Genomic DNA, 15,605 nt, shown 5'->3' with positions numbered 1-15,605 from the left:
TCAAAGGAAAAGGAGGGGTCGCCATGCTTACCTGCAGGTGTCGTCTTCTGCAGGTTGGCTCATCCCATAAATACGGACAGGGTGTTGTTGCGTGCGTTGACGTGCTGGATGGTAACCTGCACCAAATCTTCGGGTTTCAGGTCGATGCCGCTCGACTGAGGCAGGGCGCATTCGATCATGTAAGCCTTGAGCAGGATGGAATAGGCATTTCTCCGCCGCTGCAGGACGATAGCCTCTTCTTTGCCCCCAATTCGTCCTTCCAGGTGTTTGAGCAGCCAATAACGGTTCCTGCGAAACTGAATCCGCCCCACATCGGCCATGGGTTGGGCCAGCTGCCCGATAATTTCCTCGATCTCTTTTTCGGTGTACGCTGCCTCGAGGCCTAAAACGGCGCGCAGCTGGCGCTGAGTGACCAGATCGAAATACTTCCTGATTGGTGAGGTGGCGGTTACATAGGCATCGAGGCCCAGTCCGCAATGATGATCCGGCCCCGCGGTCAGTGCAAACCGGTTGAGTAGTTTTCGCTGCATCCAGTTTTGGAACAGGGATCCCGTCCCATTTTTTAAAATACGGTCCTTCGGCTTTGGCTGGGATCTGAAAATGGCCGGTGTCTGGTTTTCCACAAGAAACCGGGCAGACAGCCAGTTGGACAGGATCATCATTTCTGCGATCAGCATTCGGCCTGGGCTCTCCCGGTTTACCCGATTGACCACAGGGACGCCGGCTTCATCCAGCCAGATGTTGATTTCCGGAAGGGTGATCTGGATGGCGCCCTGGCTCAGGCGTTTTTCCCTGAATCGGGTGGCAATGTTGTAAAGCGTGCCGATGGCCTCCCCCGCCTCTGCACTGACGTTGGCTTCGAAATAGCTGAGCTGATGGTCGACACAAATGATGGAGGGGAATATGTCGTAGCTGATGATGTCGCCAGTCAGGCTGATTTTTACCATGGTGCTGATTGCTGGCCGGAGATGATCTTTTTTAAGGCTCAATCGGTTTTCTGCCAGCAGGGGGGGCGCCATGGAGATCCGGCCGTCCGGCATATAGATGGAACTTCCTCGCGAGCGGGCCTCCCGGTCGAGCAGGTCTCCTTTTTTGATATGCTGGGCTACATCGGAGATGTGGATTCCCACGAGAAAGTGATCGTCCCGGGTTTCAATGCTCAAGGCATCGTCAAAATCCAAGGTGGATTGACCATCGATGGTGATTGTCGTCAGGTGGGTGAGGTCCACCCGGCCGCTGTCCTTAAACGCACCCGCCGTTGCAGGTGATACTGACTGGGCCACTTCGAGGATCGGCTGTGAAAAATCGGTGGGGATTTTAAAGCGCAGCAGATCGACATTTTCATCCAGGGTCCACACCCCTACGGCGACCAGATGATTGAAGATGGCTTCAGATGAAGTCAGATCGGCCTTTTTCATGATCGTCTGAACCTCTTCGTAATGGGGGCTTTCTTTATCGAAAAGGTAAAACGATTTGAATTTTTCCACCAGTTCCCGGTGGCATGCCGGCGGCTGGGCGGTCGATCCTGATCGGACAGACTGGATCCATGCCGCACCGGCAACGATGAGGCGATCCCTTCTGGCCGCTTTTTGTTCTGTTTCGATGATGGCTGCCACCTGTTCTTCAGTATGGGGAAGGAATCGGTCAGGCTTGAACTTGAAATAACGCCGGCTCCTAAACAAGGCGCGGATAACTCCCGCTTGGTGATCATCGTCCTCAGCCGCTGGGAAACACAGTCCGGTCATGGTTTCCAGATCGATCCACATCTGCTCCTGATTGAGGACTTCCCAGAGCGCTTCGATCTCGATTTCATCGGCTATGGCACTTCGTTTGAGAGACAAAGCCCGCAGGGATTCCACCAGACGGTTCCTGCCTGTGGACAGGTCCAGACGCATGCGCCCTCGGTGAGACAGCCGCTGAGCGGCCACTTTGACCTCCCGATTGTGTTCGGTCAACAGCCGGAGCCTCTGGTTTCCGCCTTCCATCACTACCGTGCAGATGATTTCCTGATCGTCAATATATTCTACAATTTCACCTGATTCCATAGCTAATTGTATTAGCAACCCCCTTGGTGAAAGTCAATGTGTGGGCACGATGCAGCGATCGTCAATCGGCGGCCTGACCGATGCGATACCCCTCCGGGGTCACAAAAAAAGGCAGGGCCAGCGGCCCTGCCTTTTTGGGATGACGGATCGACGGGAACTTTTATTTCACAGCGTCTTTCAGTGCCTTCGCCGGTACGAACTTGGGAACCATTCTGGCTTCAATCTTGATCTCGGCTCCGGTCTGGGGATTGCGGCCCGTGCGGGCTTCCCGCTTGGCGGTCTTGAAACTGCCAAAACCGGCGATCTGAATAGGCTCATTCTTTTTCAGCGCACCGGTGATAGCGGAAAAAACACCATCCACGACTTCCTGAGCCTGCTTCTTGGTTGAAACGATCTGGGCCACTTCGTTGATTAAATCACCTTTATTCATTGTTCATTTTCCTCCATATTAATGTAAACGCATAAGGACAGACAAGGTGGCCACCTATATCTGCAAATGCCCTGGCCGTCAAGTGCTTTAACGGTTTTCAGGCGCATTCCTGAAAACCATCAACCGACGGCGGGGCTTCGGATCGTCGATGTGGTTTAGACGCTCGTGAGATCGGGACCTCGGTAAGGGGGCGGCCTTATGACACGATTTCCATGGACAATGGGTATTTTATGCCACAATGACTGGCGGCGATCGATCACTCGAGTTGGTGCGCTGTCTACTTAACTGTTCTATATAAATAGCTAATTGTTCAATTGTAGATTCATGACTCAAGATGGCACCATCATTGCTGATAGGATCTGTGTGAGGCGGCATGCTGAAAATGATTGGTGTACGAGTGGAAATTGAGCTGTCGATGTTTGCGGATCTGAAATAGAATGGCCTGTGTTGAGCTTCCCGCCGCTTCACCACTCCCAATGTGACGCACCTGCCGTCCATTGCTGGAATCCTTTACTGGCAGACGGATCGTACCGCCCCGGCGGTGGAAAGGCAAGACAACCGATGGCCATTAATTTCAAGATTTTCCAGCATAAAAACATCAATAGCGTCCACCTTACCCTCGACGGTGATTTCGACGGCACATCCGCCCTTGAGCTGGTCAATACCCTGAAATCCTATGGACCGGATGTGGAGCAGGTTTTTATCAACACCAACGGATTGAAATCGGTACATCCATTTGGCCAGGTCGTCCTCCATCGCAATCTTTCCGGTTTGTGTGGTCGCCGCAGGAACCTGGTGTTCATCGGCGACCATGGGCGGCGGTTGTCCAAGCCGTGGATCCATTAAATTTCAGGCAGTGCAGGCCGAACTTTAAAAATCCGTTCTTTGCGAATCTTAACCGTGCCGGGTTTGGCACCGCGTGGTTTGGTGACATGGCGGGCCAGGGTCCCGGAAACCGAGACGACGCCGCCACCCCGGGCTTTGCTGTGGAAGGCCGCAATGGCGGCGGCCTGGTGCAGGGTGTTCCGGTCCGGCGTCAGATTCCCGGCAGCCATCAGGACCACGTGACTGCCGGGCATGCCGCGCACATGGAACCACCAGTCGTTGGGACCGGCGACCTTAATGCTGAGGCGATCGTTGTCCGCATCTGTTTTTCCTGCCATCACCCGGTGGCCGCCGGGGAGTGAATACTCCCACACGCGCAGCGGGTCAGCCCGATATATGTCGTTTTCAGGTCTATCTGTCAACGGTTCCTCCTTTGTTCAATCCATCAGGGCCGCAGGCTATGCCCACGGAGTCGGAAATTGAGCCCTCCCCCTGGCCCCGGTAGGCTGGATCTCTGCTTTGCTCCAACGGACGGCGGGGGTTGCGCACGCAATCGCGGTTCACCGTATTTTCCTTGGGAATTGACATGGCGAATGGAGGCGGATAGATTGGGACAGGGTCAAATCCCGTGCAACCATCAATGTTCTTTTTACTGTCTGAGACCGGTATCTTACCATATGCTTGGTTTTAATTGCATCCTCAATCCATTTATTACCGTTCTGCTTGGCATCGGCCTGTTGGCAGGCGTCGGCCAGGTGGCTGCCGATGTGGTGATCCTCCGGTCGGGGGAGATGTTTCAGACCCCCAGCGCGTGGAAGGAAAACGGTACGGTCAACTACTACAAAGACGGCCGGGTGGTGAGGGTCGATGAGAAAGAGGTGGATCGGCTGATTCAAACATTGCCGCCGGTTGAAGACAAACCCGCTTCAGCGCAACAACCGGATGCAGATCATACCCCCCCGTCCGACATCCCTGCCGCCGACCAGTTGGTGACAGCACCTTCGCTGACCGGTGATGACTCAGGGTATCTTGGCTTGAAATGGGGGCAACCACTCTCACAGTTTGAAGGCCTGGCATTCGTGGGAACCGATCCGGCATACGGGGGTGTGCAGCAGTACTCCCAGGGGCGGCCGGAAACGCGTTTCGGCCGAGGGCGTGTGGACAATATCTTTTTCGGGTTCTGGCGGGGGGGGCTTTACACTATCCTCGTTGAGACCGGCAATTTTATGGATTTCATGGATCTGAAGGCGGAGGCCTTCCGGCGGTATGGTGAAGGGCAGCCGGTGGGTGACCAAGAAGAGAAATATCGCTGGGCGGGCAAGGGGTCCGACCGAATGCTTTCCTACGATGTTGACTCCGATACGGGTTATTTATGGATGCGTTCCCAGGTGCTGCACGAAAAGGTCCGGGCGAATTATCCGGATTCGTGAAAACCCTGTCGCCGCGCCAGGCGTTTCAGGCCTCGGCGTGGCGATCACTTGCTATGCACGGCGGTGAAACGTGATAGCCACTGCCAGAGGGATTGGATCAGGGCGCCTGTTGAGGCTTGAGCCGGCCGGCGATGTTCACCGGACCGGAAATCAGCCGTTGCCGAATCATGATCTGCTCGGTCTGCCGCCATGCCGTTATGTCGATATGGCCGATGGGGATGTCGGGGTCGGGTTGGATCATCGGACGGGTGGCCGCCAGTTGGCGACGCATGACCGTTTCCGACGTGTCCCGATCGTATTCGGCCACTGCACGAATAACCGCGTTCTCGTTGGCCGGTGCCATGGCCGCCTGCCATCCAGCCAACAGCGCCCGGGTGAATCGGCCGACCATTTGCGGATGGTGATCCATCATTTTTTTTGAGGTAACGACACTGTTGGCGACGAAGCGAACCCCGTGGTCGGACGGATCGAAAAAAGCTACCCGCTCGCCCCCTGCAGCCAGCCTGTCCGACAAAAAGACCCCCTGGGTGTTGCGGTAAACCGGCCAGATCGTCACCTGGTTTTGAAAAAAAGGCGTATAGTCGTATCGCACGCTGGCCAGGCGCACCTGATGTTCATCCATGCCGACGCTAGCCAGCAGGGCCCGCATAATGGTTTCGTCGTTGCCGCCATAGGTGATGCCCACCGTCCGGCCTGCCAGGTCCTGGACCTGCGACAGGGAAAAGTCGTCCGCCCGATAGATCCATTGGAGGGGGTTGACCTGAAACAACTGGGCCAGTACGACCACCGATGCCCCTTTGGCCAGCGCCCGGATCACCTGGTCCGCCGAGGCCACGCCGAAATGGGCATACCCCAGTTCCAGTTCCCGGACGGCATCCCGCTCCGGGCCCCCGGCTTTGACTGCCACTTCCAGTCCTTGCCTGGAAAATAAGCCCTGATCCAACGCAAACACGTCCCCGGCGGTGCTGGCATTGATCAGCCATTTCAGGCGATAGGCTACTTTTTCTTGCGCCAGGACCGGACCGGTTGCCATCAGGGTATGGCCGACGAGACACAGCATAATTAAAGCGGTAATGCGGATAAATGCCAGAAACGGACCCATGGAACGACCTCCTGTCGGCGTTGGAGAACTATCCGGCGGCCCAGGTTTTTTTCAGACTGGCACCCAGCAGCTCCAATATGCCCTGGTAAAGGGAGAGGGTAATGCCGATGATAAACAGGGCCACCAAAATTTTGGACAGATCGCTCTGGTATAGGGCGATGCGAATGCTGTAACCGATGCCGGCATTGGCTGCAATAAATTCGGCCACGATGGTACCTGCCATGGCCAAGGTGGCACTGCCGGAAATTACAGTGGTCAGCTTGTGCAAGTTTTCGAAGGCTCGGATTTTCACTTCGAGCTGCCATCGCAGCCGTCCCGTCACCCGATAAAAGTGTTCGATATCGACCACCGGCTCGCTCATGATGCCGATGACCGACAAGAGCAGCGGGAAATAGCAGATCATTGCGGCGATGAACAAGCGTGTCAGGAACCCATCCCCCAGCAGGATGAACAGGATCGGTGCGATGGCCACAATGGGGTAAGCCTGCACGTTGTAGGCGGCCACCTTGATGAAAGAACCGAACCAGGTGGCCCTGCGTCCGGCCACACCAACGACCAGGGCCATCAGAATGGACAGCACCTGGCCGATCACGGCTACGACAAAAGTATCCAGCACATCACCCATATAGCGGGAAAATTCCGCCTGTCCCGTGTGCCACACACCTGTGGGCCCCGGGATCACGTAATCCGAAAGATTCAGGACGAGTTTGATCCCGAACAGCAGGCCGATGCCCAACAGGTAGACGATGAAAAACTGGAAGACGCGTCTATGCAGCATGCATGATCTCCAGCATGGACCGCTCCAGTGCGGTTTTATCCAGGGGCCGGTCTTCACGGTGATCCTGCCCGCTGATGCGACGCGTTTGGGGCGATTGATGCGCCCCGCGAAAGACGATGATCTGGTCACAGAAACGGGCCACTTCGACAACATTGTGGGAAATGTAGAAAAAGACAGCCTCCGGGAAGATCGATTTTATCTTGTACAAGATGGTCTGCCGCGTGGGCTCATCGACATTGGCCAGGCTTTCATCCATGATGAGGATGCTGAAGTCCTGGAGAAGGTAACGCAGCAGGTTGACTCGGTTGCACTGCCCCATGGAGAGCTGGGAATAGCGCATTCCCATGAGTTTGGTCAGGCCGAAATGGTGTATGAATTCGTCTCTCAGCCGCTGACGGTTCGGTGGGGTGGTCTTCTCCAGGTGCCTGCCCACCGATGACCACCCGGGCAGCCGCTCTTGGTTGTACGTGTAGAGGCAACGCATCTTGCCGATTGCTTCCACTTGCCCCGAGAAGTTGTCGATGTCCCCGGAAATGATTTTGGCAAGGGTGGTTTTACCGACGCCGGATGGCCCGAAAAGGGCGTGAAAACCCGGTTTGTCGATGGTCACATCAAGGCCATCGAACAGCGGCGCCTCTGCACCCGGATATCGAAACGTGATGTCATGGCAGGCAATCATTTTCTCACACCAAAAGCATCCACCACCCCGCGGGTTCGACGTGCGGGATTTCTGCATCGCTCCGACCCCGATGAACGGTATTTTTACTTCACGCCAACAAACGGCGGGCAATGCGTTTGCTATCTCGGCGGACGGCCTTTTTATTTGACACAAACATATCTGTTCAATATCATTTAGCATTAGAATTTTCCAGTCATATCCTTAACATCGATGGGTAGATGAACGAACCCTCAATCCTCAAACGGCACTGGCCGGCTCTTGTTCTTTGTTTTACCACGGCGGCCGCCCTGACGGGGTGCCTGCTATTGATGGTCTATCTGTATCTGCCGAAGCTGGCCACCGACCGGCTTCCCGTGGCACAAATCCGGCGCCTGGGATTTGCGGATTTCATGGGGCGGATTTCCAGAATCGGCCTGTTCCAGACGGCGGCGGGGCCAGTGGTTTTCGGCCATGTTGACCAAGCGGCCCTTTCCATTGATTCCATCGTCATCGACTACACGCCAGGAGAATTACGTCGAAAGAAAATACGTCGCCTTCGTATCAGTGATGTGACGGTAAACGGTGCCCTGGGTCCAAACGGGCTTGCCTTTCCGGGGCTGGATCGCACCACACTGGCCAGACAGGCGCCGATCGACCAATCAGGCTCAGACGACGTGTCACCGCTCGCGGGCATAGTCGTGGAGCAAATCGAAATCCGCAGCGGGATGGTCAATCTCACCTGGCACAACGCGACCTATAAAATTCCTTTTGAAGCAGATTTGAAACCTGCCGGAACGGATGCTACCAAGCTGGATGTCCATCTGCGCCTTTACCCCCGCGACCAGCCGCTGACGCTGGTTGCTCAGGTGGACGTAGACGACCAACAGGCAAGGGTCAGTTTCGACGGGCCCGCCATTGCCATGGATCGTTTCGCCGACCTGATTCATTTGATAAACGGACTGGATGCCACCGGGCAAGTGACTGTTCAGACCGAGGCGGTGTTGACATGGTCCCCTTTGCGGATCTCCAATGCGAATGTCGACCTGTCCTGGAGCAGCGGTCGGCTGGCATACGCGTCAGCGATCATTGAACCGGAAAGAGACGGGACACCGGCTATCCTGTCAGCCGTGTCCGAAGATTTGCGAACCTGGCAAATCAAGGTACAGGGGGTGGCGCTTCGGGCGCCGGCACCTCTGGCCATGAACCGTCTGGCGGCAACCGTGAATCTCGGATTAGACGCAAGGGATGTGTCGGGTAAAGCTGAATTGACGCTCCTGCCCTGGTCCATCGAAGGCCCGAGGCCGGTTTCCATGAAAAACAGCGCATCTTTGCCAGTGACATTCGATGTCTCCCTAAAGGCTTCGGGTGAATGGGCAGGTGCCTTCAGTACGGGCGGCAATGACCCGATCACCCGATCGGATCCGCTGGATATCACCATTGCCGGAGCGAGCATCCTTGGCGGTGTACCCCGCTTCAGCCTGACAGTCAAGGGTGACGGGCAGGGAGGGAGCGCCGACTGGCAGTTTGACTTGAAGAAGATCCGGGCAACCGCTGACGGGGCTGTCATCAACCTACCGTCGGCTGACGCGAGGGGAGCACTGTATTTCAAGGATGAACCCGATGGCACGGCCTGGAACGGCCACGCCCGGGTCCGACTTGCCTCGCCGGTTTTCGATGCCCAAGAAATGGCCGGCCAGCTCGATGCCTTAACCCTGTCCGCCCGATTTCAAAAGCAAGGGCGTCATGCGTCGGTGGTCGATGCCCGGCTGCAATGTGCCAATGGCCGATTTCATCACCAAGACAGTGGGTTGCGCCTGTCAGGGGGTCGTCTGGATCTGCCTTTTCGTTCGGACCCCAAGGCAACGGACAGCCAAGGTACCTTTAGCGTTGCACAGGTCGATCATCGTAAAAGCAAGATAGGCGGCATCAAGGGTCGGATCACCCAGACCAAGGATTCCTATACCTTCACCGCCACCCATGACAGCAGCCTGTTTCCGGGGATGACCGCGGTCCTTGCCGGGAACGTTCACATCAACGACCACGGCTTGGGGGATGCAGATTTGTCATTTCAGATTCCGCCTTACGAGCTGCCGGCTGAAAGTGACCTGGGACGTTTCGTCCCGGCTGCAAAAGGGGTGGCGCTGTCCGGAACCATTTCTGCGCAAGGCCACGGGTCCCTGTCTTCTGGAGGTTTCCGCGGCGATATGGATCTTGGCATAAAGGGCGGGGAACTGCGGATGACAGACCCGAAAATCACCGTGGCGGGGATCGATGCCGACTTGCGTTTCCCTGAACTGCCGCGCATTCGCAGCGGCCCGGCCCAGCCGATCCGCTTTGCCCGGGCCGCCATGGGCGGCATCGTGGTGGACGGTGGCAGGTTCGATGTCCAGGTGGAATCGAAAAACACCCTGTTCGTCGAGAAAGGCCGCCTGAACTGGTGCGGCGGAAAAGTGGAGACCCAGGCGCTGAGAATCACGGCCGGCAAGCAGGACTACCAGGTGAGCCTTTACTGTCAGCGGTTGAACCTGTCCAGAATTCTCGAACAGCTGGGGACGGTCAACGCCAGAGGAGGCGGCACGGTAAACGGCAGGATTCCCATCGCATACAGCGATGGCCGCATTCGCTTCGATGATGGGTTCCTCTTTTCCACCCCCGGGGAGACCGGACAGATTCAGCTTACCGGCACCGAGATGCTCACCCGGGGAATTCCGTCCGGAACACCCCAGTTTGCCCAGGTGGAGCTGGCCCAGGAAGCCTTGAAGGACTATGCCTATTCGTGGGCCAAGCTTGGGTTGATCTCCGAAGGTGAAGATTTTCTCATGCGCCTCCAATTCGACGGCAAGCCGGTCAACCCCTTGCCGTTTGTTTACAAAAAAGAGATCGGCAGTTTCGTTCGCGTCGAGGCCGGTGCGCAGGGCTCCGTCTTCCAGGGTATCGGCCTCGACGTGAACCTGAGACTTCCACTCGACCAGCTTTTACAGTATAAGGATATGGTCAACATGCTCCAATAGCCAAGGAGGTCGGCTCCGTGACGTTGGACAAAACCATCGAGGAGAATGGTTATGCGTAGAAGGATTATTCTATTGCCGGCGGCAATCGTCTGGGCCGTGTGGGGCTTATCATCATGCGCCACCCGTCACGAAGTAGAGGTGAAGCCGGTTGAAATCAAACCCATTCACATCACCATTGACGTCAACGTCAAAGTGGACCGCGCCCTGGACGATTTCTTCGGAGACATTGACGAAACCGCCAAGGAAATTCAGACAACTGAATGATGCCGGCGCTAAGCGGTGGCCCGCTGGCCATGAAAGGACGATTCTAATGAACCAGAAACGATATGGGTGGTTTGTGGCAACGGTTGTTGCCGGTGTGTTTCTCTTTTCGGCATCCGCCTTTTGCGCTGACATTAAAGCACGAATGAAAGACCGGCTACCGAGAATTATCGAACTCAAGGCTGCCGGGATCGTTGGTGAGACCAATCAAGGGTTCCTCGCCTTCGTCGGCGGCAACCATTCGGAACAGGCGCTGATAGATGCTGAAAACCAGGACCGGCAGCTGGTATACGGCGCCATCGCCAAGCAGCAGGGAACGACCGCCGACGTGGTCGGCCGGCGCCGGGCGCTGCAGATCGCTGAAAATGCCAAGCCCGGGGAATGGCTCCAGGATGCCGGTGGCAAGTGGGTTCAGAAATAACCCGTCAGGTTCGCTTGAACCTTGAGTTGAGCGTCGCCGGAGACCGGCTGGAGGCCGCATGGATCGGTCCCTCGCCGGACGAAGCGCCCACCCTGGTATTTCTTCATGAAGGGCTGGGATGCGTGGCTTTGTGGCGGGATTTCCCAGCCCGACTGGCCGACATCACCGGATGCGGGGCATTGGTCTACAGCCGCTTGGGATACGGTGGTTCCGCCCCCTGCCCATTGCCGAGAAGGGTCGATTTCATGCACCATGAGGGATTGGTGGTGCTGCCCGAGGTGATTCGGCAAAGCGGGGTTCGCGATTACCTTCTCGTCGGCCACTCCGACGGGGGTTCCATCGCGTTGATCCACGCCGGCGGCAGTCCCTGTCCGGGCCTGAAGGGGATTGTCACACTGGCCGCCCACGTATTTTGCGAAAAACTCACCCGGCAATCCATTGAAGCCGCGCGGCAGCGCTACCTCAACGGGGATCTTAAAGCACGGTTGTCCCCTTATCATGGAGAAAACACCCACTGCGCATTCTGGGGTTGGAACGATGCATGGCTCCATCCGGATTTCGTGCAATGGCGGATCGATGCCTTCCTTCCGTCGATTCATGTACCGGTCCTGGCCATCCAGGGGGAAACGGATCCATACGGATCACTGGACCAGCTCGATGTCATCCAGGCAAAGACCGGTGACGGGGCAGCTGTCGAGGTGATTGCCGGCTGCGGTCACGCGCCGCACCTGGAAAAAACCGAGACCGTGTTGGCTGCCATCTCGGCGTTTCTGAAGCCTTTTATTTAGCGATCATTGCAGTGTTCATGCAGCATGGGGAGAGTGTGCATCGGAGTCCTCTCCACCTGGGTCCGGCCGGATGGCAAGGCATGAGCGTCGCATATAGAAGTTAGAGCCGGTTTTACGGGATGGCGGGAAGTCGCTCCAACACCTTGCCCTCATCATTGAGGACAAAAACGAGAAATCCGTTTTCAGCGGCATGGCGGGCAAGGTCTTCGTAGATGATGGCCTGTACTTCGTACTTCTTCTTTTTCTCCAGGTGCAGATGAAACATGGCCTGCTGAGCGGATTCTTTATCCAAAAAGGCCGGGATGAAAGAGATATCGTGTTCGCTGTCGGTTTGACCGACGATCTGTTCGCTGGGCCCGGCTTTCAGAATGGCCACATAGAGCCAGGTGGTTGCTTCGATGGTCATGTCACTTGCTCCTTAGAATCCCATGTCTTCGTTGATCAGAACGACCTTTACCCGGTGTTTGGGGAAACTCTTTTCAGTAATTGTCCAGGTGTTGCAGATGCGATCGGGGCTGCTGCAATTTTCACAGCGGCCGGTTTTCCCGCAGGGATTCTTTTTGTCCAGTCGCACGACGTTGACCGGTGCCGCGTAGCCTTTGATGCGGACAATAGCAGCCTCACGATCCGTAACAATCTTGTTCCGGCCGATGAAAATGAGCACGTGGCGAGGTCCGAAGGTCAGGGCCGCAACCCGATTGCCGATCATATCCAGATTGACCAGTTGACCGCTTTCAGTGACGGCATTGGTGCCGGTGATGAACAGATCCACCAGCAGGGACTCCCGCCGTCGCTGCATGCTCTGCTCCGGTGAGAGACTTTTGTCGTAGGTGTCCAGCACTGTGTAGCGGGGATCATTTCTCAGCGCTTCGTAAAGCCGCGTGCCGACAAATGTCATGGATCCGCCCCATGAGAGGGTTTTCGGGGCAATGGCCGGGATAATCGTGTCGTAGGCCATCTTTTTGGCCAGGTCCTTGTTGTCGGCGATATAGACATCGAAGTTGTTGGCCTCCAGGGCTTTTTTTAGTTTTTGAAGCCGAAGCTCCCAGTAGTGGTGGATGGGGTTGTCCATGAAACGCTCCTTTTAGGCGGTCACCTGATGTTTTTCGGTCCGATCATGATGCCGGTTCTATCTTCCTAGTAAAACGATGTCAAGACGCACCGGGCCGCGGCGTTAAACCTTCATTATCCGGTGAATTGCCGCTGCATCCGATCCAGGTAGTCGTCCAGCTCCCCCATGGTCGAAAAGACCTGCTGGGACGGCAGGGCTTTGATGATGTCGAACACTTTTTGAATCTGGGGCTGCAGGTTCAGCAGGACCACCCTGCCGTTGTATGCCTTCATGGTCTTCTGGGCTTTGGCGATCACCCGCACGCCCATGCTTGAGATGTAGTCGAGCCTTTCCATGTCAAATACCAATGTGTGGGGCTTTTCCTGGAGCACCACATCCACCCGCTCCTCTAAAATGGGAAAGGTGCTGGTATCCAGCCTCCCAGAAGGCGAAAGCATATACACCCCGTCCATTTTCTGCTTCGATTTCACCAATAGATTCATCTGCTTCTCCTTGTCGGGCTATCGATATCGCTTTTCCATTCGTAAGATATTTTTTCCTCGCTCACGACGGTATTCCATCTGATCCATAAGATTTTTGGCCAGGGTAATTCCCATCCCCCCTTTGTCCCGCTCCTCAAGGGGCTTGTCGCGGCGGCCGATTTGAACATTCAAGGGGTTGAAGGGGATGCCTTCATCCTGCAACGTCAGGATCAGTGCGTCGCCTTCGACGACCAAGTGGAGGGTGATGTAGTGATCCAGGTCGTCACCGAACCCGTAAAAAACAATATTGGAGAATATCTCTTCCATGGCCAGGGTGATGTCATGAACCACCACCGGTGGGCATGAAACCGTATCGGCGATGTGGGTGATCGCATCGGTAATCCGGCTCATTTCACGGATGTCATTTCTCAGCACTATGGTTTTCTGAGCGTCACTTAATCGATTCGGAGAGAAATAGGTCAATGCCAGCAGCGTCATGTCGTCATCCAGCGGGCGGCCTCCGGTAAATTCGCGGATTTGGGACAAAATGGCCATGACCCTTTCTCTGGGCGCTACATCGGCAGTAAGGGCGACGGTGTTCATGAGGGATTCCTGGGTAAAGAGGTGGTTCTTGTCATTTTGTGCCTCGGTAACGCCGTCGGTAAAAAGAAGCAGGCCATCTTCGTGCCGCAGTTGCGCGGTGGCCTGCCGGTATTGAAATGCGTCGTCCAGGCCGATGGCCGGGCATTGTGCATCGCCAAGAAGCACCGTGTTTCCGCGTTGGCCGATAAACAGTTGAGGATTATGGCCGGCACACGTATAGGTAAGGTTGCCGGAATTCAAGTCCAGAACGCCCAGAAAAACCGTTACAAACGTGAGGGATGGATTGTTTCTGGCAATCTCCCGGTTGACATCGGCCAGAATGTATTCCGGTTCCACCAAAAGCCGCGCTGCGGCTTTGATCATGGTTTTGGTCATGGCCATGAACAGGGCTGCGGGAACTCCCTTGCCGGATACGTCACCGATGACGATACACAAGGAGTTGCGATCGATGAAAAAAAAGTCGTAAAAATCACCCCCCACCTCGCGGGCCGGTTCCAGGCTGGCGTAGATGTCGAACTCTTTTCTGTTGGGAACGGCCGGAAAATTCCCTGGCAACAGCTGCAGCTGGATCTCCCGTGCCACAGCCAGTTCACTTTCAATTTTCTCTTTTTCCGCGATGGTGGTTTTCAATGCTTCAGTGCGTAGTTTGACCTGTTTTCTGAGAAATACATTTCCTACAATGATCAAGCCCATGATGCCGGCGATGAAACCGAGCACCCACAAGGGGCGAAGCCACAAGGGAAGTGTCACTTTGCGGACCCCCTGGGTCCACAGGTCCAGTGATTGGTAGAAAACCGAATTGGGGTTTTCCTTCAGCTGCTTCAGATGGTGGTCCAGCGTGTCGATAATGGATGCGTTACGGCCCTTGGCCACGGCGAACCTCAGTTCTGTCGGCCTGAAACTGATGGGACTTTGTCGCACGTTGAACCGTTTCTCATAGTAAGCGCCGTAAAGCCGGGGAACGATGCCTGCCGACACGCTTTTCTCGTGGACCATGGACAACACCTTCCCATAACTGTCCACCATAACAAACCGGGGACGAATTTCGAATTTGTCCAGGATGGTTTCAAAGAATTGGAAATAGATGTCCGCCTCAACCGCGGCTACATCCTTTTCGTGGAAATCAAGGATATCCGAGAAGGCGGCATCCGAACTGATATAAAGCTGGCCCCAGTTCGCAGCGATGGTTTCCTCTCCGAAGGTGAATATCTCTTTCAACGGTGCAGACATGGCCATACCCGGCAATAGATCGATGGTGCCGGCTTCCAGGCGTTGGGTGCATTCGGCATAGGAACCCGGACGGTATTGGATATCCCACCCCTCTTTCCGTGCGATATGGGTGAGAATGTCTACAGCAATACCCTTGACCCGATTATCCGCATCTGTGAAGATCAGCGGTGTGTTGTCATGGAGGCCCACGATGACCCGCTGGTCAGACGCAGATACAGCCATCGCCGAAAACAAGAACAGGATGAAGAGTAGAGAAAAAGATCGGAGTCGTATTTCCACTGGGATCGTATTTTGTTTTTACGTCCAAAAAAACAGTATTGAGTCCATAATAAAAATGCCCGTGAATCTCGGGCAGGCGATTATACGCTTTTACATCTAAATGGGGATGCAGGTCAACCGAAGCATGGCTTTTAAGACCCTGTTCAAAGCCTATCGGCCGATAATTAGGCGGGGTGCCATCAGGGTCTCGAGTCGGACTCGCTGCTGTTCG

The 15,605-nt window shown here is 55.6% G+C and carries 17 protein-coding genes; 6 read left to right on the top strand and 11 right to left on the bottom strand.

What is annotated here, in order from left to right; genetic code table 11:
- Nucleotides 1-59: 59 nt before the first annotated feature.
- Together ABYV26_RS01590 and ABYV26_RS01585 are read right to left on the bottom strand one after the other, a co-directional pair.
- Entirely contained in the window at nt 60-2,045 is a 1,986-nt protein-coding gene (locus tag ABYV26_RS01590; protein WP_372677530.1) for a ribonuclease catalytic domain-containing protein, read from the bottom strand.
- A gap of 160 nt (nt 2,046-2,205) precedes the next feature.
- Nucleotides 2,206-2,475: an HU family DNA-binding protein gene (locus ABYV26_RS01585; RefSeq protein ID WP_372677528.1), complete on the bottom strand. Its 270-nt coding sequence runs from the start codon at nt 2,473-2,475 to the stop codon at nt 2,206-2,208.
- Between the two features lie 561 nt (nt 2,476-3,036).
- On the opposite strand from ABYV26_RS01585, the gene ABYV26_RS01580 reads away from it, so the two are divergent.
- Nucleotides 3,037-3,321, top strand: a complete 285-nt coding sequence (locus ABYV26_RS01580) for a hypothetical protein (RefSeq protein ID WP_372677526.1) — start codon at nt 3,037-3,039, stop codon at nt 3,319-3,321.
- On the opposite strand, the gene ABYV26_RS01575 is transcribed toward ABYV26_RS01580, so the two are convergent.
- Entirely contained in the window at nt 3,318-3,722 is a 405-nt protein-coding gene (locus ABYV26_RS01575) for an NFACT RNA binding domain-containing protein (protein WP_372677524.1), read from the bottom strand. The genes ABYV26_RS01580 and ABYV26_RS01575 overlap by 4 nt on opposite strands.
- A 255-nt stretch (nt 3,723-3,977) precedes the next feature.
- Between ABYV26_RS01575 and ABYV26_RS01570 the strand changes: the two genes are divergently transcribed.
- Nucleotides 3,978-4,730 (top strand): hypothetical protein, encoded by a 753-nt coding sequence (locus tag ABYV26_RS01570; RefSeq protein ID WP_372677522.1) that lies wholly within the window; start codon nt 3,978-3,980, stop codon nt 4,728-4,730.
- A 97-nt stretch (nt 4,731-4,827) separates the two neighbouring features.
- Here the strand turns inward: ABYV26_RS01570 and ABYV26_RS01565 are convergent, their stop codons facing one another.
- The 3 genes from ABYV26_RS01565 to ABYV26_RS01555 are packed head-to-tail and all read right to left on the bottom strand — an operon-like array spanning nt 4,828 to nt 7,289.
- On the bottom strand, nt 4,828-5,832 hold the full coding sequence (locus ABYV26_RS01565; protein ID WP_372677521.1) for an ABC transporter substrate-binding protein: 1,005 nt from the start codon (nt 5,830-5,832) through the stop codon (nt 4,828-4,830).
- A 28-nt stretch (nt 5,833-5,860) separates the two neighbouring features.
- Nucleotides 5,861-6,610, bottom strand: a complete 750-nt coding sequence (locus ABYV26_RS01560) for an ABC transporter permease (RefSeq protein ID WP_372677519.1) — start codon at nt 6,608-6,610, stop codon at nt 5,861-5,863.
- Nucleotides 6,600-7,289, bottom strand: a complete 690-nt coding sequence (locus ABYV26_RS01555) for an ATP-binding cassette domain-containing protein (RefSeq protein ID WP_372677517.1) — start codon at nt 7,287-7,289, stop codon at nt 6,600-6,602. The genes ABYV26_RS01560 and ABYV26_RS01555 overlap by 11 nt, the downstream gene beginning before the upstream one ends.
- A 218-nt stretch (nt 7,290-7,507) precedes the next feature.
- On the opposite strand from ABYV26_RS01555, the gene ABYV26_RS01550 reads away from it, so the two are divergent.
- The 4 genes from ABYV26_RS01550 to ABYV26_RS01535 are packed head-to-tail and all read left to right on the top strand — an operon-like array spanning nt 7,508 to nt 11,749.
- Nucleotides 7,508-10,279: a YdbH domain-containing protein gene (locus ABYV26_RS01550; RefSeq protein ID WP_372677515.1), complete on the top strand. Its 2,772-nt coding sequence runs from the start codon at nt 7,508-7,510 to the stop codon at nt 10,277-10,279.
- A 51-nt stretch (nt 10,280-10,330) separates the two neighbouring features.
- The gene (locus ABYV26_RS01545) at nt 10,331-10,543 is read left to right on the top strand and encodes a YnbE family lipoprotein (RefSeq protein ID WP_372677513.1); all 213 of its coding nucleotides are present in this window, start codon (nt 10,331-10,333) and stop codon (nt 10,541-10,543) included.
- Nucleotides 10,544-10,589: 46 nt separating this feature from the next.
- Nucleotides 10,590-10,961 carry a YdbL family protein gene (locus tag ABYV26_RS01540; protein WP_372677511.1) on the top strand — a complete coding sequence of 124 codons (372 nt, stop codon included), beginning with the start codon at nt 10,590-10,592 and terminating at the stop codon, nt 10,959-10,961.
- Nucleotides 10,946-11,749, top strand: a complete 804-nt coding sequence (locus tag ABYV26_RS01535) for an alpha/beta fold hydrolase (RefSeq protein WP_372677509.1) — start codon at nt 10,946-10,948, stop codon at nt 11,747-11,749. The genes ABYV26_RS01540 and ABYV26_RS01535 overlap by 16 nt, the downstream gene beginning before the upstream one ends.
- Before the next feature lie 112 nt (nt 11,750-11,861).
- On the opposite strand, the gene ABYV26_RS01530 is transcribed toward ABYV26_RS01535, so the two are convergent.
- From ABYV26_RS01530 to ABYV26_RS01510, 5 genes are all read right to left on the bottom strand, one after another.
- Nucleotides 11,862-12,155 carry a hypothetical protein gene (locus tag ABYV26_RS01530; RefSeq protein ID WP_372677507.1) on the bottom strand — a complete coding sequence of 98 codons (294 nt, stop codon included), beginning with the start codon at nt 12,153-12,155 and terminating at the stop codon, nt 11,862-11,864.
- Between the two features lie 12 nt (nt 12,156-12,167).
- Entirely contained in the window at nt 12,168-12,821 is a 654-nt protein-coding gene (locus tag ABYV26_RS01525; protein WP_372677506.1) for a lactate utilization protein, read from the bottom strand.
- Nucleotides 12,822-12,934: 113 nt separating this feature from the next.
- On the bottom strand, nt 12,935-13,303 hold the full coding sequence (locus tag ABYV26_RS01520) for an STAS domain-containing protein (RefSeq protein WP_372677504.1): 369 nt from the start codon (nt 13,301-13,303) through the stop codon (nt 12,935-12,937).
- Between the two features lie 18 nt (nt 13,304-13,321).
- A complete protein-coding gene (locus ABYV26_RS01515; RefSeq protein ID WP_372677502.1) occupies nt 13,322-15,337 on the bottom strand; it encodes a SpoIIE family protein phosphatase in 2,016 nt (671 codons plus the stop codon).
- Nucleotides 15,318-15,605 (bottom strand): hypothetical protein (locus tag ABYV26_RS01510; protein ID WP_372677500.1); only part of this gene is annotated, 288 nt, incomplete at its 5' end. The genes ABYV26_RS01510 and ABYV26_RS01515, both read right to left, overlap by 20 nt.

Source organism: Desulfosarcina sp. (assembly GCF_041551955.1).
Taxonomy (GTDB): Bacteria; Desulfobacterota; Desulfobacteria; order Desulfobacterales; family Desulfosarcinaceae; genus Desulfosarcina.
The sequence above is the reverse complement of the archived record's forward strand: the minus strand, read 5'-3'. Positions and strand labels throughout refer to the sequence as shown.

What these genes read in the sequence shown, in the direction of transcription:
- ABYV26_RS01580 (WP_372677526.1), top strand. Translation starts at nt 3,037, where the DNA reads ATGGCCATTAATTTCAAGATTTTCCAGCATAAAAACATCAATAGCGTC.
- ABYV26_RS01520 (WP_372677504.1), bottom strand. Translation starts at nt 13,303, where the DNA reads ATGAATCTATTGGTGAAATCGAAGCAGAAAATGGACGGGGTGTATATG.
- ABYV26_RS01515 (WP_372677502.1), bottom strand. Translation starts at nt 15,337, where the DNA reads ATGGCTGTATCTGCGTCTGACCAGCGGGTCATCGTGGGCCTCCATGAC.
- ABYV26_RS01545 (WP_372677513.1), top strand. Translation starts at nt 10,331, where the DNA reads ATGCGTAGAAGGATTATTCTATTGCCGGCGGCAATCGTCTGGGCCGTG.
- ABYV26_RS01560 (WP_372677519.1), bottom strand. Translation starts at nt 6,610, where the DNA reads ATGCTGCATAGACGCGTCTTCCAGTTTTTCATCGTCTACCTGTTGGGC.
- ABYV26_RS01590 (WP_372677530.1), bottom strand. Translation starts at nt 2,045, where the DNA reads ATGGAATCAGGTGAAATTGTAGAATATATTGACGATCAGGAAATCATC.
- ABYV26_RS01530 (WP_372677507.1), bottom strand. Translation starts at nt 12,155, where the DNA reads ATGACCATCGAAGCAACCACCTGGCTCTATGTGGCCATTCTGAAAGCC.
- ABYV26_RS01550 (WP_372677515.1), top strand. Translation starts at nt 7,508, where the DNA reads ATGAACGAACCCTCAATCCTCAAACGGCACTGGCCGGCTCTTGTTCTT.
- ABYV26_RS01565 (WP_372677521.1), bottom strand. Translation starts at nt 5,832, where the DNA reads ATGGGTCCGTTTCTGGCATTTATCCGCATTACCGCTTTAATTATGCTG.
- ABYV26_RS01555 (WP_372677517.1), bottom strand. Translation starts at nt 7,289, where the DNA reads ATGATTGCCTGCCATGACATCACGTTTCGATATCCGGGTGCAGAGGCG.
- ABYV26_RS01525 (WP_372677506.1), bottom strand. Translation starts at nt 12,821, where the DNA reads ATGGACAACCCCATCCACCACTACTGGGAGCTTCGGCTTCAAAAACTA.
- ABYV26_RS01585 (WP_372677528.1), bottom strand. Translation starts at nt 2,475, where the DNA reads ATGAATAAAGGTGATTTAATCAACGAAGTGGCCCAGATCGTTTCAACC.
- ABYV26_RS01570 (WP_372677522.1), top strand. Translation starts at nt 3,978, where the DNA reads ATGCTTGGTTTTAATTGCATCCTCAATCCATTTATTACCGTTCTGCTT.
- ABYV26_RS01540 (WP_372677511.1), top strand. Translation starts at nt 10,590, where the DNA reads ATGAACCAGAAACGATATGGGTGGTTTGTGGCAACGGTTGTTGCCGGT.